A 22282-nucleotide genomic window follows, 5' to 3' on the forward strand; every position below is an offset into this window, starting at 1 on the left:
TATTGTCTGTAATGAACGTGGAGCTGCCAACTTGCAACGCGTATCTGTCAAGAAGGAACAATAATCCGGAGCGACGGAAATGACCTATCAGGCGCCCATTCGCGATATCATGTTCAACATTGAGCATTTGCCACCGGTGCCGGAGTCGGCCTCGGATGGCGGCATTGACCTCGCGGACATGGAGGCGGCGCTGGAAGGGCTTGGGCGCTTCTGCTCAGACGTCATTGCACCGCTGTCGCGGGTGGGGGATGAGGCCGGGGCGCGGCTGGAGGGGGCAGAGGCCGTGCTGCCGGAATCCTATGCGCAGGCCTATGCGCAATTCGCCGAGATGGGCTGGCAGAGTCTGCCGCACCCGGAAGAATTCGGCGGCATGGGGCTGCCGCGGGCGGCTGCGGCGGCTGCGACCGAGATCTTGAATGCTTCTGACCTCAGCTTCGGCCTGTGTCCGCTGCTGACCGATGGCGCGGTGGAGGCGCTGCTGCTAACCGGATCGGATACGCAGAAACAGAAATATCTGGAACGGATGATTTCCGGCCAGTGGTCCGGCACCATGAACCTGACAGAGCCGCAGGCCGGCAGCGACTTGGGGCGGGTGCGCTGCAAGGCGGAGCCTGCCGCAGACGGCACCTATGCGGTCTCCGGCACCAAGATCTTCATCACATATGGCGAGCACGGGCTGACAGAGAATATCATTCACCTAGTGCTGGCACGGACACCGGGCGCCCCGGCCGGCCCCAAGGGGCTGAGCCTGTTCATCGTGCCCAAGTTCCTGGTCGAGGAAGATGGCTCGCTGGGCCGCCGCAACGCGGTCACCTGCGTCAGCCTGGAGCACAAGCTGGGCGTCCGGGCCAGCCCGACAGCGGTGCTGGAATACGATGGTGCGACCGGCTTCCTCGTGGGCGAAGAGAACCGCGGGCTGGAGTATATGTTTGTGATGATGCGCGCGGCCCGCTTTGCTGTCGGCGTGCAGGGGGTCGCCGTGTCGGAGCGGGCCTGCCAGCACGCACTGCTGTATGCGCAGGAGCGTGTGCAGAGCCGCCCGGTGGATGGCAGCACCAAGGATGCCGCGCCAATCATCCGGCACCCGGATGTCCAGCGGATGCTGTTGCGGATGCGGGCGCTGACCGAAGGCGGGCGGGCGCTGGCGATTGCGACTGGGGGCTGGCTGGATCTGGCCAAGCAGGGCAGAAATGGCGCCGAGGATATGGCTGAATTCCTGGTGCCGCTGGTCAAGGCTTTCTGCACCGAGCGGTCGCTGGAAGTCACTTCCCTTGGGGTGCAGGTGCATGGCGGCATGGGCTTCATTGAAGAAACCGGTGTTGCGCAATTCTACCGCGATGCGCGGATCCTGCCGATCTATGAGGGCACCACCGCGATTCAGGCAAACGACCTGCTGGGCCGCAAGGTGCTGCGGGATGGCGGCGCAACCGCCCGCCGTTTTGCCGGGCTGGTGCAGGAGACTGAGCAGGCCCTGCAGGACGGCTCCGCGCAGGCGCAGGCCGTGGCAAGGCGGCTGGGTGAAGCCCGCCAAGCGTTTGAGGCCAGCCTGGCCTGGCTGCTGGACACCGCAGCGGCGGATCCGAATGCGGCCTATGGCGGCAGCGTTCCTTTCCTGATGCTCACAGGCAATCTTGCTGTCGCATGGCAACTCGGCCGCTCCGTTCTGGCGGCCAGCGCCAAGCTGGACCAGGGCGAGGACACAGCTTTTATGGCCCAGAAGATCGCAACCGCGGTGTTCTATGCACAGCACATTCTGGTGGAGTGCGGCACCGAAAGCGTCCGGGTTACCGAGGGCAGCGCCAGCCTGAATGACGCGGCGCTCCATCTTTGAACGACAAATAACAACGGCACATGTATGCCGGGAACTAAGGAAAGGGCCAGAGCCATGACCCAAGCGGTAAACGCGCAATCTTATGAAAACCTGGACATTGAACAGCGGGACAATGGCGTCAGCATCGTCTGGCTGAACCGGCCAACCAAGCGCAATGCGCTAGATACCGCGACCATCGAGGAACTGGTCAGCTTCTTCAGCAACGCCCACCGCAACGGCGTGAAGGCGGTGGTGCTGGCAGGGAAGGGCGACCATTTCTGCGCCGGTCTTGACCTGGTTGAGCACTGGAAGGCAGACCGCAGCCCCGACGATTTCATGCATGTGTGCCTGCGCTGGCATGAAGCCTTCAACAAGATGGAATACGGCGGCGTGCCGGTCATCGCTGCGCTGCAGGGCGCGGTTGTTGGCGGGGGTCTGGAGTTGGCCAGTGCCGCGCACGTCCGGGTGATGGACCAGAGCACCTATTTCGCGCTTCCCGAGGGGCAGCGCGGCATCTTCACTGGCGGCGGCGCAACCATCCGGGTCTCTGACATGATCGGCAAGTACCGGATGATCGACATGATTCTGACCGGCCGGGTGTACCAGGGGCAGGAGGCAGTTGATCTGGGACTGGCACAGTACATCACCGAAGGCTCCAGTTTTGACAAGGCGCTGGAACTGGCCGACAAGGTTGCCCAGAACCTGCCGCTGACAAACTATGCGATCTGCTCGGCGATCAGCCATCTGAACAACATGTCCGGCATGGACGCGGCCTATGCCGAGGCGGTGGTGGCCGGTGTGGTGAACACCCAGCCTGCGGCGCGTGAGCGGCTGGAGGCTTTTGCCAACAAGACCGCGGCGCGGGTGCGTCCCAACAGTTGATACGGTAAAGCCCGCCGCCAGGGGCAGGGGCAGCTTGGCGGCGGCATACAGCACTATTTCCGGGGTTCCAGCCAGTGCGGCGGCTGCTCGGCTTGTTAGGCGCGCAAAAGAAAAGGGCTTAGCGAGAAATCGCTAAGCCCTTGAATTCTTTGGCTCCGGCGGTAGGGATCGAACCTACGACCAATTGATTAACAGTCAACTGCTCTACCGCTGAGCTACGCCGGAACATGTGGCGTCGTATAGGGTTTCCAATCTGCGGCGTCCAGAGGAAATTCTCATGAACCGGGAATTTTTTTCGCCCCTTGTATGAGGCCTGCCTTCAGGCGCTGCGGGCAGGCCGGAAGCGGCCGGTTTACACGCTCTGCATTGGTGTTCGTGGGCATCATACGCTGGAAGGCGAGGATCTTTGGTGCGGCCCTTTCGGCAGGCAGGTATGCCGCCATAGCCGACCGGGCGAGCAGTCCAAGACTTGTAATTCGGGGTAGTCAAAGATGAGATGTAAACTTGCTGCCAGGCGCAAAGAGCGACTCGGCAGAGGTTCCCGGCTGACACTGCAGCCAGGCGGCGCCGGCATGACCTTTCTTTAGACGAGCGCGTACCGATAGCCAGACCAGGTTCCGGTGATTCCACCTCAGGCAAGCGGACTGGCACATTACGCCTTTCTGATCTGCCCACTCAGGTCTCTGGTGCCTGCCTTTTCCGCTTCAGGCAGCCTTCCTATGCCAGTTTCCCGCAGTGGCCGGTTTACGGCGGTGCGGGTGCTGGCGGTTTCCACGGCGAGGTCGGTTCCGCAGGTGCGGTAAGTTGCCGGGTGTCCGGATTTTGTCGTGGTCTCGGATGTGTTTGGGGAAAGCAGGGTGTGACCAGGCTGCGGGGGGCATTCAAGCCGTTCTTGGCGAGCAGATAGCCCGCAACCCGGTCATCCAATATTGGTGCGACCCTAACGGAAGAACAAAGTGCAAGGGCCGCTTCTCTCTCCGAAATTATGCGGACAGCCCCGGCAGGACCTGTTTGCCGATAACCCGGCCGCTTTCCTGGCGTTTGTGCGCCTCAGTAAGAGTTTCGGTAGTCAGCCCAGCGGCACGCTCCGTCACTGTGGATTGCAGCACGCCTTGGTCCAGCATTGCGGACACCCGGTTCAGCAGGCTGCGCTGCGCTGCGATGTCGGCGGTGCCGAACATCGGGCGGGTGAACATGAACTCCCAGGAAATGGTCAGCGCTTTGGGTTTGGCCGGGTCGATGTCCAGATCCTCAGGGTCGTCGATCAGTGCGACGTGGCCGCGCGGTGCGATCAATTCGACAATTGCGGGCCAGTGCTGGCCTGTTGCTGTCAGCGCGGCAACGTATTCTGGCGCCAGGCCAATGTCCCGCACCTGTGCTGCCAGATCGGCGCGATGGTCGATCACATGGTCCGCGCCCATCTTTTTGACCCAGTCCCGTGTCTTGGGGCGCGAGGCCGTCGCAATCACTGTCAGTCCGGTGAGCTTCTTTGCAAGCTGGATCAGGATTGAGCCGACACCGCCCGCGCCGCCGATTACCAGCAGCGTACGCCCTGCGCCGCCGCCCTCGGCAAGGCGGAAACTGTCAAACAGCATCTCCCAGGCTGTGATGGAGGTCAGCGGCAGCCCCGCGGCTTCTGTGAAATCCAGCGAGGCCGGCTTGCGGCCCGCGATGCGTTCATCCACCGCGTGAAACTCGGCGTTGGTGCCTGTGCGGGTCACGTCGCCGGCATAAAACACCTCGTCGCCTGCGGTGTATTCCGTGACCTCGCCGCCTGTTGCCACCACCACACCCGCAGCGTCAAAGCCGAGAATGCCGGGGCCGCCTTCGGGCGTGCGGGCTGCGCGCAGTTTGACATCGACCGGATTGACCGAGATGCCCTTGACCGCGACCAGCAGATCGCGCGGGCCGACCTGCGGTTTCTCAACCTCAACCAATGACAGGGCGCCGCTGCCGTCAACCGGGCCGGTTTGTGTGTATCCGATAGCTTTCATGTTCACTTCTCCAAGGAACCGGGTTTTGTTGTTCTGAGCGAAGATATGGCTTTGAAAATCGGAATAAATGCCGCAAATTGGAGTTCAGAATTCTGATTTTTTGAATAATGAGGGCTGATGGACATTGTTTCCCTGCGCCTTTTCATTTCGGCAGCCGAGCGGTTGAACATCTCTGCAGCCGGGCGCAGCCTTGGCATGGCCCCGGCAGTGGCGAGCGGGCGCCTGGCAAAGCTGGAGCATGAGCTGGGTGCGGAATTGCTGCACAGAACCACCCGCAAGGTGTCGCTCAGCCAGGACGGTGAGGCCTTTCTGCCGTATGCGCGCGAGATTGTTGCCCAGTCCGAGGCAGGCCGCGCCGCGCTTGGTCTGAATTCGGCCGGCCCCTCTGGGACGCTGCGCTTTGCTGCGCCCAGCAGTTTTGCCCAGCTGCACCTCATGCCGCTCCTGCCAGACTTTCACGCGAAGTATCCGCAGATCACGCTGGACCTGCGCCTGTCTGATACGCGCTTCGATCTGATCGAGGGCAGTTTCGACCTTGCCCTTCGCAGCGCGCCACTCGAGGACAGCAGCCTTCGGGGCCGCAAACTGGCTGATGACAGGCGCATCTTGTGCGCGGCGCCGGACTATCTGAACCGCTGCGGAACCCCCGAGACCCCCGATGACCTGGCCGGCCACATGTTCCTTGCCTGGGCCGATCTGGCGCCACGCAGACTGGTTCATGCGGATGGCCGGCGCGCGGTGCTGGATCCCGCGCGCATGGATTGCCGAACGATCCTGGACGACGGCACATCCCAGCGGGTGGCGGCGGTGGCGGGTGCGGGCCTGTCGGTAAATTCCTTGTGGAACGTCGCGCACGAACTGTCGGCGGGCCGGCTGGTGCCGGTGCTTCCAGGCTGGCAGCTAGAAGCTGCATCGGTTCTGTGGCTGATTTATCCGCGCTCCAACGTTCTGACGCCGAAAGTCCGGTGCTTCATGGATTTTCTCCTGAAGCGCCTCTCGGGCCCGTTGGCCGCAGCTAACCGGCTCAGCTGACCCTTCGAAGCTTTGGGTGTGCCTGCGCAGCGGGCAACGCTCTTCAGGGGCGACCGCGGATTAGACTGTTGTTGCGGCCGCAGGAAGGCGGTAAGCAGGTGCCGGGCGCAGTCCATGTTGCGAGGCGAGATTGAAAGCTATTCCAGGTTGCCCGTTCCCTGGCTCCGCAAGGCTGGTCAGAAAGCGGTCTCTCTCCTTCATGCTGCTTCAGGTGATCCGTGATCATCAGGATGCCCAAGAGATGTCTCTGGGAACATTTCTGGAGCAGCTGGGCGACAGGTCCTTCGGCTGGGCCATTCTGCTGGCATGCCTGGTCAACCTGCTGCCCTTGCCGCCTGGGGCCACGCTGATCACCGCCATCCCGCTTCTGATCTTCTGTACCCAGCTGGCCTTGGGGTTTTCCAGCGTGCGGCTGCCGCAGAGGCTTGCGCGGATCCGCATTTCAGGCGGTGCGATGCGCCGGATAGTTCTGCGCCTGCGCCCGATTTCCCGGCGGCTGGAGCGGATCGCCCGGCCGCGCCTTCCGGCTGTTTTTCAGCCGCGTCGGGAGCAGCTGATCGGGTGCCTTCTGCTGTTGGTCGCCCTGGCATTGTTCGTGCCGTTGCCGCTCAGCGGCTGGTTTCCCGCCATTTCCCTGTTTGTGACGAGTATAGGGCTGGTCGAGCGTGACGGTGTGATTGTGCTGACAGGGGCTGTCGCCGGGATCTTTTCGATAGCGCTGACGGTGTTTGTGGCCGCGTCGATCCTGATAGGCGCAAACAGTCTGCTGCACTGACCCTGCCGTGTTCCGGGATTGCTTCTGCCCCGCTGCAATCCAGCGGCCTCAGGCTGCGTCCGGCATTGCACGGCGGCGCTTCAGCCGAGGGGGTTGTTCGATCAAGTCAGGCGGCGCCAGCCCAAAACAGAAAAAGCGCCCTGGATGGAGCGCTTTGTGCTTTCTTTCCAACCTGTAAGGGGAGGTTGGCTCCGGCGGTAGGGATCGAACCTACGACCAATTGATTAACAGTCAACTGCTCTACCGCTGAGCTACGCCGGAACGGTTCGTGCCGTATAACGCCCCCCGATTTAAGCGTCCAGAGGGCGGCGGAAATTTTTTGAAAAAAAATCAGCTGCCGCCCAGTTCGAAAACCGCAGAGGCCGACAGGCCGCCTTGCGGCGCCGCTAATCCGCGGCCTGTGAGGTCCACCAGATGCGCAAACACATTGCGCTCAGCGGCTTTCAGCAGTGCGGGCGGGGTGTCCGTGTAGATCAGTTCCGCCAGGGAGCGGGCGGTGGCGGGGGCCGAGGTCAAGGCCTTCAGAATGGCGGCTTCACGCGATTCCCTGTGGGCAATCAGCCAGTCAAGCCGTGCGCCCGGGTTGGAAACCGGCGCCCCGTGGCCGGGGTGAAAAACCCGCCAGCTGCGCTGGCGCAGGCGGCGGCAGGAGGCCATGAAGTCGGTGAGATCGCCATCCGGCGGCGACACCAGGGAACTGGCCCAGCCCATCACATGGTCGGCGGTAAAACAGGCATCTTTCCAGGCCAGCGCAATGTGGTTGCCAAGATGGCCCGGAGTGTGAATCACTTCCAGATCCCAGCTGTCCCCGGCAATCGTTTCACCATCGGCGAGGGTGGTGTCCGGGGTGAACGCCTGGTCTATGCCTTCGCCGCCGCCGGCCAGCCCATTCGCGGCCAGCCCGGCCATGACACTGCTGCGCCCCGCTTGCGGACCGCCGAAGGCATAGACCGGCGCGCCGGTGGCCTGGCTGAGGCCGCGGGCCAGCGGCGAATGATCCAGATGGCTGTGGGTCACAATGATATGGGTGATCTGCTGGCCAGGCTGCACCGCCGCGAGGATTGCCGCGAGATGCACGTCCGACTCCGGGCCCGGGTCGATCACCGCCAGCCCGCCGGTGCCCAGCAGGTAGGTGTTGGTGCCCCGGTAGGTCATCGGTGAGGGATTCGGGGCCAGAATGCGGCGCAAGCCCGGCTCCAGCTCCTCGGCGAGGCCGGGTTGCGGGTTGAATTCATCCGGTGCCTGCATGGTTCAGTCCCAAAGCTGTTTTCCTAGTGATTGCACCGCAGGCAATCTTTTCTCTTTCCCCGGCGCCCTATAGGCTTAGCCCATGTTCTTCAAATGGCTCAAACGATATATGCCGCGCAGCCTATACGCCAGGGCGGCCCTGATCCTGGTTGTGCCCATCGTGGCACTGCAGATCGTGATCTCAGTCGTGTTCATCAAACGCGATCTGGAGGATGTGACCGTTCAGATGACGGCAACTATCCAGCGGGAAATGGAGCTGCTGCGCCAGATCGCGGACGCCGCACCGGATCAGGAGGCAGCGCTGGCGCAGATTGCGCCGGTATTGCAGCCGTTGCAGATGCAGGCACGGTTTCTGCCGCCGGGTGCGCCGTTGCCGGAGGATGAGTTCAGCCTGATCGAGTTTTCCGGCCGTGTGGTGCGGGAGGAACTGGGGAAGACTTTCCCAAGTTTTCTGTCGGCACGGTTCCTGCCGAACCGCCTTGTTCAGGTCTACTTCGGCACTGCGCACGGGCTGGTGGAGCTGAGTTTCGACCGCCGCCGGGTGACTGCCGCAGCGCCGCATCAGCTGATTGTCACGATGATGCTGTTCGGCTTTCTGATGATGATGATTTCTTTCCTGTACATGCGCAATCAGCTGCGCCCCATCAAGCGCCTGGCGGATGCGGCTGAGGCATTCGGGCGGGGCAGGGCAGTGCCCTATTCCCCTGCCGGCGCAACCGAGGTGCGGGCGGCCGGCAGCGCCTTTCTGGATATGCGGGCCAGAATAGAGCGGCAGATCGAGCAGCGCACGCTGATGCTGTCGGGGGTGAGCCACGATCTGCGCACGCCGCTGACCCGGATGAAGTTGGAACTGGCGATGCTGGATGAGGAGGAGGCGGCGCCTATGCTGCGCGACGTCGACGAGATGCAGGCGCTGCTGGATGCGTTTCTGGATTTCTCCCGCGGTGCTGCGGTGAGCGAGCCTGAGCCGGTGGACCCGCATGAGCTGGTCCGCGATATCGTTAGCGGCTGGCAGCGCCAGGAGAATCTGGTGGCGGTCGGTGAAATGACCGGTGCGGGCGAGGTCATGCTGCGCCGCCACCCGATGCGCCGGGCGGTGGAGAACCTGATTTCAAACGCGGTGCGCTACGGAACCCAGGCGCGGGTTTCTGTCGCGGTGACTGACCGCTCGGTGCGGATCCGGGTGGAGGATGACGGGCCGGGCATTCCCGCAGAGCAGCGGGGCGATGCAGTCCGGCCCTTTACCCGTTTGGACCCGGCCCGCAATCAGGACCGGGGCTCTGGTGTGGGGCTGGGCCTGGCAATCGTTGCAGACACCGCCCGTGCGCATGGCGGCACCCTGCGGCTGGGGGAGAGCGCAGACCTGGGGGGGCTGAAGGCGGACATCGTCATCGCCCGCTGATTTGGCCGCGGGCAATTGCGGCGGCTCAGGCCGCCGAAGAGTGCGCCATTGCGCTAGGCGAATTCCTTGGTCAGAGTGTTGAAGCCGGTCTCGATTGCCGAAGCGGCCTTGGCCAGGTTCTCTCCGCCAGATGCGATGCTGGCAACAGTGGTGCCGACGCCCAGGCTTCCGACCCAGATCAGCCATTTCGCCCAAACCGGGTCCTTGTGACGCAGGGCATCGACCGCCTTTTCCGTGCTGTCGAGGAACTTCTCGGCCGGCTTGATGCTGACGTGATAGGCTTCGATGTCCTTGATCAGCTTTGCGGTGGCCTTGCGGGCCTCCTCCATCGCGGCATAGAGCCCATCCAGCTTCTTGCTTTTGTAGCCCCGGTCCTTGGCCATCTTGCCCAGCTTTTTGTCAATCTCCTTGTCGAGCTTCGACTGCTTGTCCAGGAGCTTGTTCAGCTCCTTGCCGAGGCCCGCGATCTCAACCTCGATGTTCTTCAGCTTGGCCTTGTAGGTCGCCAGATGCTTGTTGACCCGGTTGAAGCCTGCGGTTTCGATCATCAGGAAATCCGCCAGGAATTCCTTGCCGATCTCCTTGGCCTTCACCTTGGTCTTGGATTCCTTTTCATAGGCTGAGACCAGCTGCTTCAGCGCCTTTTCCAGCTCCCCGTGGACCTTGACGATGTCGGAGGTCACTTTTTGCACCGCGCGTGCGATCGAAACGACGCTTTGGGCGATGCCATATATGCTGGCGGCAATCGAGGCGCCGCCGGTAACCGCACCGGCCGCCAGCGAGGCGGTGCTGCCGATCACTGCTGCACTGCCCAGCACAATCGTGCTGACCACCTTGAACCGGTACTTGTTGCGGGCCTTGTTGCCCTGTTTCCATTTCGTAAGATGTTTGTTCGTGACCTGCTCAATCGACTTTTCGTATTTGGCAAAGATCTTCTTGATGTCGGCATCAAGCTCCTTCACCTCCTTGTCGCTCAGCGGCATGACCGAGCCCAGGTTGTTGGCAGCGTCGACCCGCAGGCAGCATTCGCTCAGCAGCATTTTGTATTCTTTCGTCGCGTCATCATAGAGCTTGGCGACAAAACGGGCATCGGTGTCCAGTTCCTTGGCGACGTCCTTGTCGACTTCGACTGTCGCAACAAAGGTCATGTTGCCGAGCTTCACGAATTTCGGCTTGACCTTCTTCGTGACCTCGTTCTTGACGTCTGCCTTGATGATGGTGAGCTTTTCTGTCGCCATGAAATCTCGTGCCTCTGAAACTGTTTTGCGGCGGGTCCGGCAGCTGAAAACGGAATGGAAATCGTCAAAAGAATTGTGTGGCTTGCCCGGATGCCACTTTACCCCACGGCAGGGTGAATGAAAGCAAAAGCTGCTGGCGGCATGAAGGATGCCTTAACGGGAATGGGACGGAGGAAGCGGTGCTTCCCGGCGTGCAGCGGTGCTGTCGCGGAACCATAGCCGAATTAGAGCAAGAGAATGGTAGGCCCGGCAGGATTCGAACCTGCAACCAAAGCGTTATGAGCGCTCTGCTCTAACCGTTGAGCTACAGGCCCGCCATGGGGTTGTGGTTAGGAAATGGGGCGGGCAAGGTCAAGCGGTGATTGCAGAAGCGGCGGGCGATTTCGCTGCCGGGGTCCGGTGCAGGGCTTCCAGACGGGCCACCGTGTGCTGGATGGTCAGATCCCGGCGCCGGTCCGGTGTCCGGCGGGAGGGGTAGACGGCAAACACGTCCTTCAGGGGCGCCTCATAGCCGGGCAGCACCTGTTCGTATTCGCCGCTGGCAAGCTGCGCCTCGACCATGAAGCGGGGTGCGCGGGTGTAGCCGGAGCCGCTGCTGACGGCGCGCATGATCAGGTCGGGGTCATCGGCGGTGAAACCCACCTGCACCGGCGCCGGATATTCCTGCCCGCCGCGGCGCAGGGGGAAGAAGCCGCGGGTCTGGTCCTCGTGATGCTGGATGAACTTCAGCCGCTTCAGTTCCTCCGGCGTTTGCGGCCGGGTTTCGCGGTCCAGGTAGTCCGGGGTTGCAAACAGCACGGTTTCCAGGGTGGAAATCTTGCGGCCAAAGCCGTCGGTGTCGCCCAGTTGCCCGGTGCGGATTGCCAGGTCGTAGCCTTCGCGCACCACATCGACCAGCCGGTCCTCCAGCCGCATCACGATGTTCAGATCCGGGTGCTCTCGGTTCAGGTCCAGCAGCATCGGCCCGATCACGCTGCGCCCCAGAAAGGAGTTCACGCTGATGCGGAAGGTGCCGGAGACACTGCCTTCCAGCGCGTCTACCTCCGCTGTCATGCGGTTGTATCCGGACAGCAGCGTTTGCGCGTGGCTGTAGACCAGATCGCCCGCGCGGGTGGCGTGGATGCCCTTGGCTGTGCGGTGCAGCAGTTGCTGGCCCATCAGCGCCTCCAGCTGCTTGATCTGCTGGCTGACCGCAGATTGGGTGATGCCGCGGCGCTGGGCGGCGCGGTTCAGGCTGCCTTCGTCCAGGGCGATGGTGAATGTCTCCAGCAGCGTCAGCTTATCCATGTCCATCCTATAAGGGTTGCTAATAACTGTTATAGGTGCTGCCGGGCTGCAAGCCGCAGAAACGCGCGGTTAAGTCCGTTGCACAGGAGTATTTCCTGAAACAGATATTGGAGTTTCTTATGATAATCAATCGCAGGGCATTTCTGGGCGGGCTGGCAGCGGCCCCGGCGGCGGCGCTGGCCACCGGGTTTGCAGGCAGCAGTTGGGCTTGGGCCGCCGAAGGCGCAGCGGCGGCTACCCCGGTCATCCACTCCTTCACCCTTGGGGATGCCAGGGTCACGGTGCTGCTGGACGGGCACCTGCCGCTGGGCACCCAGCTGTTCAACACCTATGACGCTGCCAAGGCGGAAACCGTGCTGGCGCAGGGCTTGCACCGGATGCAGGACGATGCGCTGCAGATCCCGGTCAATGGCTACCTGATAGAGCGCGGCGGGAAAAAGCTGCTGATCGACACCGGCACCGCCCAGCTGATGGGGCCGGGCCTGGGAGCGCTGGGCGCCGGGCTGGCGGCGGCCGGGGTTGCGCCGGGGAGCATTGATACCGTGCTCTTGACCCATATCCACCCGGACCATTCCGGCGGGCTGATCAAGCCGGACGGAGCCGCGGCCTTTGCCAATGCAGAGCTGGTGGTGGCGCAGCGGGAATGGGACTTCTGGCATGACGATGCCATAATGGCCGGCGTGCCTGAGGGGAGCCGTGGTTTCTTTGACATGGCCCGCCGCTCTGTCGCGCCCTATTCGGACCGGCTGCAGCTGCTGCAGGGGGAAGGCGCGGCCGCACCCGGTTTCACCGCGCTGGAGCTGCCGGGCCACACACCGGGCCACACCGGGTTTATGCTGGATGCGGGCAGCGAGGGGCTTCTGTTCTGGGGCGACCTGATCCACAGCGCCGCCTTGCAGTTTGCGCTGCCGGACTGGACCATCGCCTTTGACACCGACCCTGGCCTGACCGCCCAGACCCGGCGGCGGACGCTGGACCGGGCGGCGGCGGACAATCTGCTGGTCACCGGCGCGCATCTGGACTTTCCGGCGCTGGGCCGGGTGCTGCCGCAGGGGGAGGCCTTTGCCTATCAGCCGGCGCCCTGGCAGTTCGGCCTCTGAGCCGGTAAAACCCCGCGCCGCGCCCCTTAATCGGGGTGCGGTGCAATCGCTTGTTTCCTTCCGTTCCGCCTTGCGCTAAAGGCTGCCGCAACGTGTTGGAAGGAGCCATGTGATGACCAGCGGCAAGAACGGCCTGACCTATGCAGATGCAGGTGTGGACATTGATGCGGGCAACGCCCTGGTTGACCGGATCAAGCCGGCCGCCAAGCGCACCAACCGCCCCGGCGTGGCCAGCGGGCTGGGAGGTTTCGGCGCGCTGTTCGATCTGAAAGCTGCCGGCTACAACGATCCGATCCTGGTCGGCGCCACTGACGGCGTCGGCACCAAGCTGCGGATCGCCATTGACACCGGTGTGGTGGATGGCGTCGGCATCGATCTGGTGGCCATGTGCGTGAACGACTTGGTTTGCCAGGGCGCCGAGCCGCTGTTCTTCCTCGACTATTTTGCCACCGGCAAGCTGGAAACCGACGTCGCGGCCCGCATCATCGAAGGCATCGCCGAGGGCTGCGTGCGCTCCGGCTGCGCGCTGATCGGCGGTGAGACCGCGGAAATGCCGGGCATGTACCCCGAAGGCGACTTTGACCTGGCTGGTTTTGCCGTGGGGGCGATGGAACGCGGCACTGCGCTGCCCGACGGTGTTCAGGAAGGCGACGTGCTGCTGGGGCTGGCGTCCGACGGCGTGCACTCCAACGGCTACTCGCTGGTGCGCAAGCTGGTTGAGGTCTCCGGTCTCGGCTGGGAGGCTGACTGCCCGTTCGGCGAAGGCTCGCTGGGTGCGGCGCTGCTGACCCCGACCCGCCTTTACGTCAAACAGTGCCTGGCGGCGGTGCGGGCAGGGGGCGTGCATGCGCTGGCCCATATCACCGGCGGCGGCCTGACCGAGAATCTGCCGCGGGTCCTGCCCGAGGACCTGGGCGCCGATATCGACCTGAACGCCTGGGACCTGCCGCCCGTGTTTAAATGGATGGCGGAAACCGGCGGCATTGCCGAGGCAGAGATGCTGAAGACCTTCAATTGCGGCATCGGCATGATCCTGTCCGTCTCTGCAGACCGCGCTGATGAGCTGGTGAAGGTTCTGGAGGGCGAAGGCGAGACCGTGGCCCGTCTGGGCGCCGTCACCGCAGGTGCCGGCATGCGCTATTCGGGCAAGCTGCTGTGAGCCACAAGAAGGTCGCGATCCTGATTTCCGGCGGCGGCTCCAACATGGTGTCGCTGCTGGATAGCATGACCGGCGATCACCCGGCGCGTCCCTGCCTGGTCCTGTCCAACAACGCCGAAGCAGGCGGTCTGGCCAAGGCTGCCGCGGCCGGTGTTGCAACCGCCGTGGTCGACCACCGCCCGTTCAAGGGCGACCGGGAAGCCTTTGAGACCGAACTTGTGAAACCCATTTTTGAGGCGGGTGCAGATATCGTCTGCCTGGCCGGGTTCATGCGGGTCCTGACCGCCGGGTTTGTCTCTCAGTTTGAAGGGCGGATGCTGAACATCCACCCCTCCTTGCTGCCGAAGTACAAGGGGCTGCACACCCACGCCCGCGCGCTGGAAGCAGGCGACAGCGAGCACGGCTGCACCGTGCATGAGGTGACACCGCTGCTGGATGACGGCCCCATCCTGGGCCAGGCGCGGGTGCCTGTGCTGGCGGATGATACGCCGGACGCGCTGGCAGCGCGGGTGCTGGTGCAGGAGCACAAACTGTACCCGGCCGTGCTGCGCCGCTTTGCTGCGGGCGACAAGACACCGGTGCAATTGCCCTAGCGTGTCGCCTGCACGGCGGCACTGTTGCCGTGCCAGTTCTGCGGCTCTGCGCCAGGCGCTGGTGCCAGCAGGGCCGGCAATCCAACCAGCACCAGAAGCGCACCAGCGGCCAGCAGCGGAATCAGCCCGCCCAGCGGCGCGAACCCGGCGGATTTTGCGGGGGTGAGATCGAGTGCGGTCATCATTCATTCTCCTCTAGGTGATACCCCGCCAATGTAGGCGCGGCTTTACCATCATGAAAATGAATGTTTGATCCATTTCACATCACGATACGTGAAGCCGTGGGGCGGCCGTGCACCTGCCGGCGCGGCAGGAAGGGGGAAATCTCCGGCGGCTGCGGCACCTGTTTGCATTGGCCGGGACAAGCGCGTATCACGGCCCGGCCCATATAAGATTGAAAAGCCGTAATTGATGAAGACTCTGACCACCACCGAAGACCTGCAGGCCTTTTGCGAAACCGCTGCACAGCACCCGTATGTTACGGTGGATACCGAGTTTCTGCGTGAACGGACCTACTATTCCAAACTGTGCCTGATTCAGCTGGCCTTTTCCGGGGACGGGGAAAACGACGCGGTTCTGGTGGATCCGTTGGCCGATGGCATATCGCTGGAGCCGCTTTATGCGCTGTTCCGAAACGAAAGCGTGGTCAAGGTGTTCCACGCCGCGCGCCAGGACCTGGAGATCTTCTGGGTGGATGCAAATGTGTTCCCCAAGCCGCTGTTTGATACCCAGGTTGCGGCAATGGTTTGCGGATTTGGCGAACAGGCGGGTTATGAGACGCTGGTGCGCAAGATCGTCAAGCAGGGGCTGGACAAGACCTCGCGCTTTACCGACTGGTCCCGCCGTCCCCTGAGCGAGGCGCAAAAGACATATGCGTTGGCCGATGTGACCCACCTGCGCAAGATTTACGAGTTTCTGGCCGCGGAGCTGACCAAGAGCGGCCGCGCCCATTGGGTGGCCGAGGAACTGCAGGTGCTTACCGATCCCGCGACCTATGACATCCGTCCCGAAGATGCCTGGAAACGGATCAAGACGCGCACCAACTCCGGCAAGTTCCTGGCTGTTGTGCGCGAGCTGGCGGCCTTCCGCGAGACCTATGCCCAGTCCAACAACGTGCCGCGCAACCGGGTGTTCAAGGATGACGCGCTGGTGGAGCTGGCCTCGACCAAACCGCGCACAGGGGGCGAACTGGGCGGCTCGCGGCTGCTGCTGCGCGAGGCGCGCAAGGGGGCGATTGCCGAAGGCATCCTTGAGGCCGTGGCCAAGGGTGTTGCCTGTCCGGCTGAAAAACATCCCAAGATGGACCGCAGCAAGGAGAAGCTGCAGGTTAACCCGGCGCTGGCCGACCTGCTGCGGGTGCTCTTGAAGGCGAAGACAGAAGCCGAGGGCGTTGCCGCCAAGCTGATCGCGCCGAGCGCGGATCTGGACGCGATCGCTGCGGGTATGCGTGACGTGCCGGCGCTGAGCGGCTGGCGCCGCGAGGTGTTCGGGGCTGACGCGCTGCGCTTGTGCGAAGGTAAGATAGGACTTGCTGCGAAAGGGCAGGACGTGAGGGTTGTGGAGCTGTAAGCACAGCCACCTGCCGCCTGATCACCGGAGGTGCACTGGAAAGAAAAAAACGCCCGCGGCCGCGGGCGTTTTTCTATGTCTGCGCGGCAGCGGTTCAGCGGCGGCTTTCGCGGGCGTTTTCGGCGCCATTCACACGAACGACACGGATCTCCTGCAGATCCTGGTTCGACAGCGTGCGGGCGGCGTGCAGGGTGCGGCTGAACTCGCTGCCGGTGATCGTGGGTTCGTCCGGATAGACGATCCGGAAATCATAGGCCAGAACGCCCTCTTCGCTTTGCTCGGCGCGGCGCAGTTCAACCTTGAAGGCGCCCTGCCGTGCGGCAATGCCGGTGGCGTGGATGATGGCGCCCGACGTTGTGCGTTCGATTTGCAGGCCGGACACCTGGCTGATCAGCACGCTTTTGTCCTTGGGCGGCTTCTTGGCAAAAATGCCGCGGGCATTGCTTTCCTGGGGCATGAGCGGATTGCCATTCTCCGTTGCGGCTGCCTCCACCGGTGCGGAACTGCCGAACCAGTTGCTCGGGTTCAGCCGTGAATCCCGCCAGCCGCAAGCTGAAAGCACCAGCGCGCAGGCCAATGTAAGAGCCAATGGTTTGTGCATCTGTCCCCGCCCATTCAAAATGTCTTTGCAACGGATTACCTGATTGGCCGCAGCTTGAAAAGCGGTTGAAAAGGGACGGGCAGGGGCTTAGGTGCTGAACTGCACCGGAAGCGGGTTTTGAGGATTGACGGACGATGGCCACTGCCGCCTTTGAAGAGATTGTGGAAGACTTCGAGTTCATGGAGGACTGGGAGGACCGCTACCGTCATGTGATCGACCTGGGCAAGGCGATGGAGCCGCTGGACGACGCGCTGAAGGTGCCTGCCACCAAGGTCGATGGCTGCGCCAGCCAGGTGTGGCTGCATGCCACCATTGAGGGTGGCGCATTCCGGTTTGACGGCGATAGCGACGCGATGATCGTGCGCGGCCTGATTGCGGTGCTGCGCTGCCTTTACAACGGGCTGGCGGTCAAGGAAGTGCCCGCAGTGGACGCCAAGGCGGAACTGGCGCGGCTGGAACTTAATGAGCATCTGTCTTCGCAGCGGTCCAATGGGTTGCGCGCGATGATCGAGCGGATCCGCGAAACCGCGATGGCGCAGGCCTGACAAATCACGGGTGAGGGGGGCTCGTCGTCGTTGGGCTCGAACCAAAGGCGCCGCAATGACGCCCCCCGGAGTATTTTCACATAGAAGAAGCGGTTAGCGCGCCCAGGCGGAAATGGCGGTTTCCAGATCGCCATAGCCGGTATGGCGATGCTCAAACGCCAGCCCCATGCGGTCGGCACATTCGCGCGCCTTTTCCACCAGTTTGGGATCGCTGATCTGCGACTGGTAAACCAGCTTGGTGTAGTTGCCGAAAACCATGTCCCGCAGCTCCGGGTTCTTGTCGAGGCCCATCGGCCGCCAGACGAAGGCGTCGAACTGTTTGACCAGGAAATCGGTCAGGTAAAAGGCGGTGATTTCGCCTTCCTCAGCGTGGCGGGCAAAGGTTTCGTTGCCCTCGAAGAAGGAATAGCAGTGCGGTCCCGCGACCATCTCCACGCCGAGGTCCGCGCATTTGCGCTCCAGTGCGCCGCCGGTGCCGCAGTCGGCATAGACCACATAAATTTTGTCGTAGACCGCTGAATGCTTGGCCACGGCGCCCTCGACAGCGTCGACGATCTGCTCCGGATAGAGGTGCAGTTTGGCGGGCAGGCAGGTGAGGTCGATGTGATCCAGCCCGTTCGCGTCCTTGATGGCAAGGATTTCGCGCGCCAGCGCGCCGCAGGCGATCAGCAGGATGCGGCCCGACTTTTTCTCGGGCGCGGCCAGGCCCTGTTCGGTGAGGGAGCTTTCCTCAAGCGTCCGCCCTGTCGGAGGGCGGAAGGCAGCCCGCTCTGTCAAGCGGGCTGCGCGTCCTTTGCGTGCCAAATCAGGCGCTCATCGAGTTGTGCTTGCGCGCAACGAAGTCCTTGGCCATTTCCACGGCCACGGCTGCGTCACGGCAGTAACCGTCGGCGCCGATTGCCTTGCCGAACTCTTCGTTCAGCGGTGCGCCGCCAACCAGCACGATGTAGTCGTCGCGCAGGCCCTGCTCGACCATGGTGTCGATAACCACCTTCATGTAAGGCATGGTGGTGGTCAGCAGAGCGGACATGCCGAGGATGTCGGGCTTGTGCTCTTCCATGGCTTCCAGGTAGTTTTCGACCGGGTTGTTGATGCCGATGTCGACAACTTCGAAACCTGCGCCTTCCATCATCATGGAAACCAGGTTCTTGCCGATGTCGTGGATGTCGCCCTTGACGGTGCCGATCACCATGGAGCCGACGCGCGGGGCGCCGGTCTCGGCCAGCAGCGGCTTCAGGATGGCCATGCCGCCCTTCATCGCGTTTGCCGCCAGCAGCACTTCCGGAACGAACAGGATGCCGTCGCGGAAGTCGGCGCCAACAACGGTCATGCCGCCGACCAGCGCCTTGGTCAGGATGTCGTAGGGAGTCCACTTGCGCTCCAGAAGGATGTTCACGCCTTCTTCGATTTCCTCTTTGAGACCATCATAGAGGTCGTCAAACATCTGCTGAACAAGTTCCTCGTCATCGAGTTCCGAGAGGATGATGTCTTCTTCGTCCGACATGCGCCTAATCCTTGCTGACGGGGGAATCCCCGGTGTTGGCCTATTTCAGAGGCTTTTGTGACAGAATGCCGCCCGCGGACTGCATTATTTGCGACATTGCCGCTGTTCTAACCGACGTATAGAGACAATTCCGGCGCAAGAATAATGAAGATTCCACATGGAAATCTTCGAATTCGCCCATTTGTTCTTTATTTGTTCTCTCGGGGCGGTTATTTTGCGCCCATGCCGACGGAAATTACGCCACATCCAATGCGCCGCAAAACGCGCGCCAGCCTCAGCAATGCGGCAGGCCGTTTCGACATGGCGCGGGAGGCCGTGGACGACGGCTGGTTCCAGGAGGTTCCGCCAGCGGTGATTCCCACCGAGGTGCGCCAGGAAACGGCGCGCTCGCTGATCACTTACAACCGCTCGCCCGATCTGCCGTTTGACCGCTCGATCAACCCTTACCGCGGCTGCGAGCATGGCTGCATCTACTGTTTTGCGCGGCCGACCCATGCCTATCTGGGGCTGTCGCCGGGGATGGATTTCGAAACCCGGCTGATTGCGCGTCCCAATGCCGCCGAGGTGCTGCGCAGGGAGCTGTCGGCGCCGCGCTACAGGGTGGCCGCGATTGCGCTTGGCACCAATACTGATCCTTACCAGCCCTGCGAGCGGGACCTGCGCATTACCCGCGCCTGCCTGGAAGTGCTGCGCGGTTTCAACCACCCGGTGGCAATTGTGACCAAGGGCGCAATGGTGGAGCGGGATCTGGACATTCTGGCACCGATGGCGGCCAAGGGCCTGGTCAGGGTCGGAATTTCGCTGACCACGCTGGACCCGGATCTGTCCCGCCGGATGGAACCGCGGGCGCCGCCGCCGGCGCGGCGGCTGGCCGCCATCCGGCGGCTGACCGCGGCTGGGGTGCCGGTGCGCGTGATGACCTCGCCGGTGGTGCCGGGGCTGACCGATCATGAGCTGGAGGCGCTGCTGGCCGCCGGGGCGGAGGCGGGCGCGGATGCGGCCAGCTGGATCATGCTTCGCCTGCCGCGCGAGGTGTCGGAGCTGTGGCAGGAATGGCTGGCTCAGCATGAGCCGGACCGCGCCGCCAAGGTAATGGCGCGGCTTCGGGAAATGCACGGCGGGCGCGACTATGATCCGCGCTGGGGACACCGGATGCGGGGCGAGGGGCGTTATGCCGAGATGATTGCCCAGCGGTTCAAGGCGGCCTGCAAGCGCCTGGGGCTGCAGCAGCGGACAGCGGCACTGCGCTGTGATCTGTTTGCCCGGCCGCCGCAGCCAGGCGACCAGCTGGCTCTGTTTTGACCGGTTCTTGAACAGCCGGGGCGGCAGTTTTGTGATATGCTGGACATCTCCATGACTGAAAGGAGGGTGTCCAATGACTACTGTTGCTATGAAGGCGCGTGTCACCGGGCATGTGCAGGGCGTGGCTTTCCGCACCTGGGCGCGGGCGGAGGCGCTGCGCCATGGGCTGACAGGCTGGGTCCGCAATGAACCTGATGGCTCCGTTCGGGCCCTGCTTATGGGGCCGTCTGACAGCGTCGCAGACATGGTGCGCAGAATGGGCCGCGGCCCTGGTGCGGCATCGGTCAAGGACGTGCTGACCGAAAGGACCGACCCGGAACCGGGTGTCAGCGGGTTTCAGATCGTCGGCTGAAGCAGCCGGAACGCGGTGGCGGCTGGCCCCGTGCCGAACGGCAGAATGAAAGCGGCGCCGCAATAGATGTGCGGCGCCGTACTGGTCCTCGTATCAGGCTGCAAAAATGGACGGCAGCGCGTTTCAGGCGCGGCGGCGGCCGCGGCGGCCGCGCCGCTCACTGCCAGCCCCGGCATCCTCGCCGGTGCCGTCGCTGTCAGAGGTGAAGGGCCCCAGAACCTCGACGATTTTCTCCAGCGCGGGTGCCTCGCCGCGCGGGCGGCTGTCCAGCGCATCGCGCATGGAGCGCAGGTGCGCAGGCATGGTGCCGCAGCAGCCTCCGATGATCTTGGCGCCGGCATCACGGGCCATCACCGCATATTCCCCCATCAGTTCAGGGGTGCCGTCGTAATGGATGTGGCCGTCGACATATTTCGGGATGCCGGCATTGCCCTTGGAGATGATCGGGCGTTCGGTGCCTTGCGCGGCAAAGCCCAGAACGGTGCGCAGGATGTCGGAGGCGCCGGTGCCGCAATTGGCGCCAAAAGCCAGCGGCGTGTTCTCAAACTCTTCCACCAGCTGGGCCAGATCTGACGAGGTCACGCCCATCATGGTGCGGCCCGCGGTGTCAAAGCTCATGGTGCCGCACCAGGGCATATCCGCCAGCTTGAAGGCTTCGGCGGCGGCGCGGAACTCCTCCGGTGCCGAAATGGTTTCCAGCCACAGTACATCAGCGCCGCCTTCCTTCAGGGCGTCGGCCTGTTCGTGGAACATCTCAACTGCCAGGGAATGGGACATCTCGCCAACCGGTTCGAAGATTTCCCCGGTCGGGCCGACGGAGCCGGCAACAGCGATCTTGCGTTCTGCCTTGTCTGCAACTTCGCGGCCCAGCTCGGCGGCGATGCGGTTCAGCTCACGCACGCGGCCCTGCGCATCGTGCAGTTTCAGGCGTGCGGCGGTGCCGCCAAAGCTGTTGGTCAGGAACAGGTCGCTGCCGGCATCAACAGACCCCTGATACAGCGCCAGAATTTTCTTGGGCTCGTCTACGTTCCACAGCTCCGGCGCGTCGCCGGACTGAAGGCCCATGGCGAACAGGTTGGTGCCGGTCGCGCCATCCGCCAGCAGCACGTCTTTGGTGTCCAGCAGCTGTTTGAATGTGTTTGTCATCGGTCGTGTCCCGTGTCAGCAGGCCGCCCCGGCGGGCCGGGCGGCAAATAGGTCTGTTTCCCCTGTCTCACGCCGGACGAGCAAGGGCAATTTCATTTTCTTCATCTTCATTATGAGACTGCGGACCTGCTGCCGCAAAACCGGCAGCAGGCGCATGAATGCGCCAAGGCGCAGGGCCGGGTGCCGTTCTGTCTGTCCGGCAGTATGGCCGCTCAGAAGCCGGAATAGGCATCAAGGCACTGGCGGGGGCGTCTCCTGCTTGCACACGGGCCTTCGGGCCTGCTGGTCCGTGGTTGCCAGTGGCAGGCCAATCAGCTGGATTCGCTGAGGATCTGGGCCTTTGCGTCGATCAGCAGCTCTGCGCGCTTGGCGCGGATCTGCTCTTCCGTTGCCTTGCCTTTCAGGTCGCCTTCCAGTTTTCGCACCACATCTTCGTGGCCGGCTTCCTCCACGTCCGCTGCGACCACCGCCTGGGCATAAGATGCGGCAGAGCTGCCTGTCATGCCCAGCAGATCCGCGGCCCACATGCCCAGCAGCTTGTTGCAGCGCGCCTGCGCATTGAACTGCATCTCCTCATCATGCGCGAATTTCGCTTCAAAGGCTTGTTCGCGCTCGTCAAATGTTGTCATGTCGCGTCCTCATTAAACCTATTGTACCCCTTGTATGATAGGAGCATGATACTGGCTCAGGGCAAGAAAAAACTGTGTCTGGAAAAGCCTTTGAACACTGCTGCAAACGGGGCG

The 22282-nt window shown here is 63.0% G+C and carries 23 protein-coding genes and 3 tRNA genes; 13 read left to right on the forward strand and 13 right to left on the reverse strand.

Features of this window, described 5'->3' with window-relative positions; genetic code table 11:
• The first annotated feature begins 79 nt into the window (after positions 1-79).
• The gene (locus KUW17_RS01435; protein WP_222475380.1) at positions 80-1831 is read left to right on the forward strand and encodes an acyl-CoA dehydrogenase; all 1752 of its coding nucleotides are present in this window, start codon (positions 80-82) and stop codon (positions 1829-1831) included.
• Positions 1832-1885: 54 nt separating this feature from the next.
• The gene (dmdD, locus tag KUW17_RS01440; protein WP_222475381.1) at positions 1886-2692 is read left to right on the forward strand and encodes a methylthioacryloyl-CoA hydratase; all 807 of its coding nucleotides are present in this window, start codon (positions 1886-1888) and stop codon (positions 2690-2692) included.
• A gap of 150 nt (positions 2693-2842) precedes the next feature.
• On the opposite strand, the gene KUW17_RS01445 is transcribed toward dmdD, so the two are convergent.
• Together KUW17_RS01445 and KUW17_RS01450 are read right to left on the reverse strand one after the other, a co-directional pair.
• Positions 2843-2917 (reverse strand) — tRNA-Asn (locus tag KUW17_RS01445).
• A 758-nt stretch (positions 2918-3675) separates the two neighbouring features.
• The gene (locus KUW17_RS01450; RefSeq protein WP_222475382.1) at positions 3676-4686 is read right to left on the reverse strand and encodes a zinc-binding alcohol dehydrogenase family protein; all 1011 of its coding nucleotides are present in this window, start codon (positions 4684-4686) and stop codon (positions 3676-3678) included.
• 117 nt (positions 4687-4803) lie between these two features.
• On the opposite strand from KUW17_RS01450, the gene KUW17_RS01455 reads away from it, so the two are divergent.
• Positions 4804-5718, forward strand: coding sequence for a LysR family transcriptional regulator (locus KUW17_RS01455; protein WP_222475383.1), 915 nt, complete (start codon positions 4804-4806; stop codon positions 5716-5718).
• 199 nt (positions 5719-5917) lie between these two features.
• Positions 5918-6493 carry an exopolysaccharide biosynthesis protein gene (locus KUW17_RS01460; protein ID WP_222475384.1) on the forward strand — a complete coding sequence of 192 codons (576 nt, stop codon included), beginning with the start codon at positions 5918-5920 and terminating at the stop codon, positions 6491-6493.
• A 186-nt stretch (positions 6494-6679) separates the two neighbouring features.
• Here the strand turns inward: KUW17_RS01460 and KUW17_RS01465 are convergent.
• Together KUW17_RS01465 and KUW17_RS01470 are read right to left on the reverse strand one after the other, a co-directional pair.
• Positions 6680-6754: transfer RNA gene (locus tag KUW17_RS01465), tRNA-Asn, on the reverse strand.
• Positions 6755-6823: 69 nt separating this feature from the next.
• Positions 6824-7741: an MBL fold metallo-hydrolase gene (locus tag KUW17_RS01470; protein WP_222475386.1), complete on the reverse strand. Its 918-nt coding sequence runs from the start codon at positions 7739-7741 to the stop codon at positions 6824-6826.
• 82 nt (positions 7742-7823) lie between these two features.
• Here KUW17_RS01470 and KUW17_RS01475 point away from each other — a divergent pair, with 82 nt between their 5' ends.
• Entirely contained in the window at positions 7824-9143 is a 1320-nt protein-coding gene (locus tag KUW17_RS01475; RefSeq protein ID WP_222475388.1) for an ATP-binding protein, read from the forward strand.
• Positions 9144-9196: 53 nt separating this feature from the next.
• On the opposite strand, the gene KUW17_RS01480 is transcribed toward KUW17_RS01475, so the two are convergent.
• The 3 genes from KUW17_RS01480 to KUW17_RS01490 all read right to left on the reverse strand — a co-directional run bounded on the left by KUW17_RS01480 (position 9197) and on the right by KUW17_RS01490 (position 11668).
• The gene (locus KUW17_RS01480) at positions 9197-10381 is read right to left on the reverse strand and encodes a hypothetical protein (protein WP_222475390.1); all 1185 of its coding nucleotides are present in this window, start codon (positions 10379-10381) and stop codon (positions 9197-9199) included.
• A 238-nt stretch (positions 10382-10619) separates the two neighbouring features.
• Positions 10620-10695, reverse strand: a tRNA-Ile gene (locus KUW17_RS01485).
• 37 nt (positions 10696-10732) lie between these two features.
• The gene (locus KUW17_RS01490; protein WP_174146315.1) at positions 10733-11668 is read right to left on the reverse strand and encodes a LysR family transcriptional regulator; all 936 of its coding nucleotides are present in this window, start codon (positions 11666-11668) and stop codon (positions 10733-10735) included.
• Between the two features lie 119 nt (positions 11669-11787).
• Here KUW17_RS01490 and KUW17_RS01495 point away from each other — a divergent pair, with 119 nt between their 5' ends.
• The 3 genes from KUW17_RS01495 (at position 11788) to purN (ending at position 14520) form a co-directional block, all read left to right on the forward strand.
• On the forward strand, positions 11788-12768 hold the full coding sequence (locus tag KUW17_RS01495) for an MBL fold metallo-hydrolase (protein WP_222475392.1): 981 nt from the start codon (positions 11788-11790) through the stop codon (positions 12766-12768).
• A gap of 112 nt (positions 12769-12880) precedes the next feature.
• Complete coding sequence (purM, locus tag KUW17_RS01500) at positions 12881-13927, forward strand: phosphoribosylformylglycinamidine cyclo-ligase (protein WP_222475394.1); 1047 nt, start codon at positions 12881-12883, stop codon at positions 13925-13927.
• Positions 13924-14520: a phosphoribosylglycinamide formyltransferase gene (gene purN / locus KUW17_RS01505; RefSeq protein ID WP_222475396.1), complete on the forward strand. Its 597-nt coding sequence runs from the start codon at positions 13924-13926 to the stop codon at positions 14518-14520. The genes purM and purN overlap by 4 nt, the downstream gene beginning before the upstream one ends.
• Here purN and KUW17_RS01510 read toward each other — a convergent pair.
• Positions 14517-14702 carry a hypothetical protein gene (locus KUW17_RS01510; RefSeq protein ID WP_222475397.1) on the reverse strand — a complete coding sequence of 62 codons (186 nt, stop codon included), beginning with the start codon at positions 14700-14702 and terminating at the stop codon, positions 14517-14519. The genes purN and KUW17_RS01510 overlap by 4 nt on opposite strands.
• Positions 14703-14931: 229 nt before the next feature.
• Here KUW17_RS01510 and rnd point away from each other — a divergent pair, with 229 nt between their 5' ends.
• On the forward strand, positions 14932-16089 hold the full coding sequence (rnd, locus tag KUW17_RS01515; protein ID WP_222475398.1) for a ribonuclease D: 1158 nt from the start codon (positions 14932-14934) through the stop codon (positions 16087-16089).
• A 94-nt stretch (positions 16090-16183) separates the two neighbouring features.
• Here rnd and KUW17_RS01520 read toward each other — a convergent pair whose 3' ends face one another.
• Positions 16184-16546, reverse strand: a complete 363-nt coding sequence (locus tag KUW17_RS01520; RefSeq protein ID WP_315899377.1) for a hypothetical protein — start codon at positions 16544-16546, stop codon at positions 16184-16186.
• Here KUW17_RS01520 and KUW17_RS23260 point away from each other — a divergent pair.
• Entirely contained in the window at positions 16545-16733 is a 189-nt protein-coding gene (locus KUW17_RS23260) for a hypothetical protein (protein WP_261397007.1), read from the forward strand. The genes KUW17_RS01520 and KUW17_RS23260 overlap by 2 nt on opposite strands.
• Before the next feature lie 91 nt (positions 16734-16824).
• Positions 16825-17235: a SufE family protein gene (locus KUW17_RS01525; RefSeq protein ID WP_222475400.1), complete on the forward strand. Its 411-nt coding sequence runs from the start codon at positions 16825-16827 to the stop codon at positions 17233-17235.
• Positions 17236-17328: 93 nt separating this feature from the next.
• Here KUW17_RS01525 and KUW17_RS01530 read toward each other — a convergent pair whose 3' ends face one another.
• Together KUW17_RS01530 and KUW17_RS01535 are read right to left on the reverse strand one after the other, a co-directional pair.
• Positions 17329-18039, reverse strand: a complete 711-nt coding sequence (locus KUW17_RS01530) for a DUF1638 domain-containing protein (RefSeq protein ID WP_222475401.1) — start codon at positions 18037-18039, stop codon at positions 17329-17331.
• Position 18040: 1 nt separating this feature from the next.
• Entirely contained in the window at positions 18041-18739 is a 699-nt protein-coding gene (locus KUW17_RS01535) for a corrinoid protein (protein WP_222475402.1), read from the reverse strand.
• Positions 18740-18988: 249 nt separating this feature from the next.
• Between KUW17_RS01535 and KUW17_RS01540 the strand changes: the two genes are divergently transcribed.
• Together KUW17_RS01540 and KUW17_RS01545 are read left to right on the forward strand one after the other, a co-directional pair.
• A complete protein-coding gene (locus tag KUW17_RS01540; protein ID WP_222475403.1) occupies positions 18989-20041 on the forward strand; it encodes a PA0069 family radical SAM protein in 1053 nt (350 codons plus the stop codon).
• Between the two features lie 73 nt (positions 20042-20114).
• On the forward strand, positions 20115-20393 hold the full coding sequence (locus KUW17_RS01545; RefSeq protein ID WP_222475405.1) for an acylphosphatase: 279 nt from the start codon (positions 20115-20117) through the stop codon (positions 20391-20393).
• A gap of 123 nt (positions 20394-20516) precedes the next feature.
• Here KUW17_RS01545 and bmt read toward each other — a convergent pair whose 3' ends face one another.
• Together bmt and KUW17_RS01555 are read right to left on the reverse strand one after the other, a co-directional pair.
• Positions 20517-21539: a betaine--homocysteine S-methyltransferase gene (gene bmt / locus KUW17_RS01550; protein WP_222475407.1), complete on the reverse strand. Its 1023-nt coding sequence runs from the start codon at positions 21537-21539 to the stop codon at positions 20517-20519.
• A 311-nt stretch (positions 21540-21850) separates the two neighbouring features.
• The gene (locus tag KUW17_RS01555) at positions 21851-22168 is read right to left on the reverse strand and encodes a DUF1476 domain-containing protein (RefSeq protein ID WP_222475409.1); all 318 of its coding nucleotides are present in this window, start codon (positions 22166-22168) and stop codon (positions 21851-21853) included.
• Positions 22169-22282 lie beyond the last annotated feature (114 nt).

It is taken from the genome of Leisingera aquaemixtae, assembly GCF_019801145.1.
GTDB lineage: Bacteria > Pseudomonadota > Alphaproteobacteria > Rhodobacterales > Rhodobacteraceae > Leisingera > Leisingera aquaemixtae_A.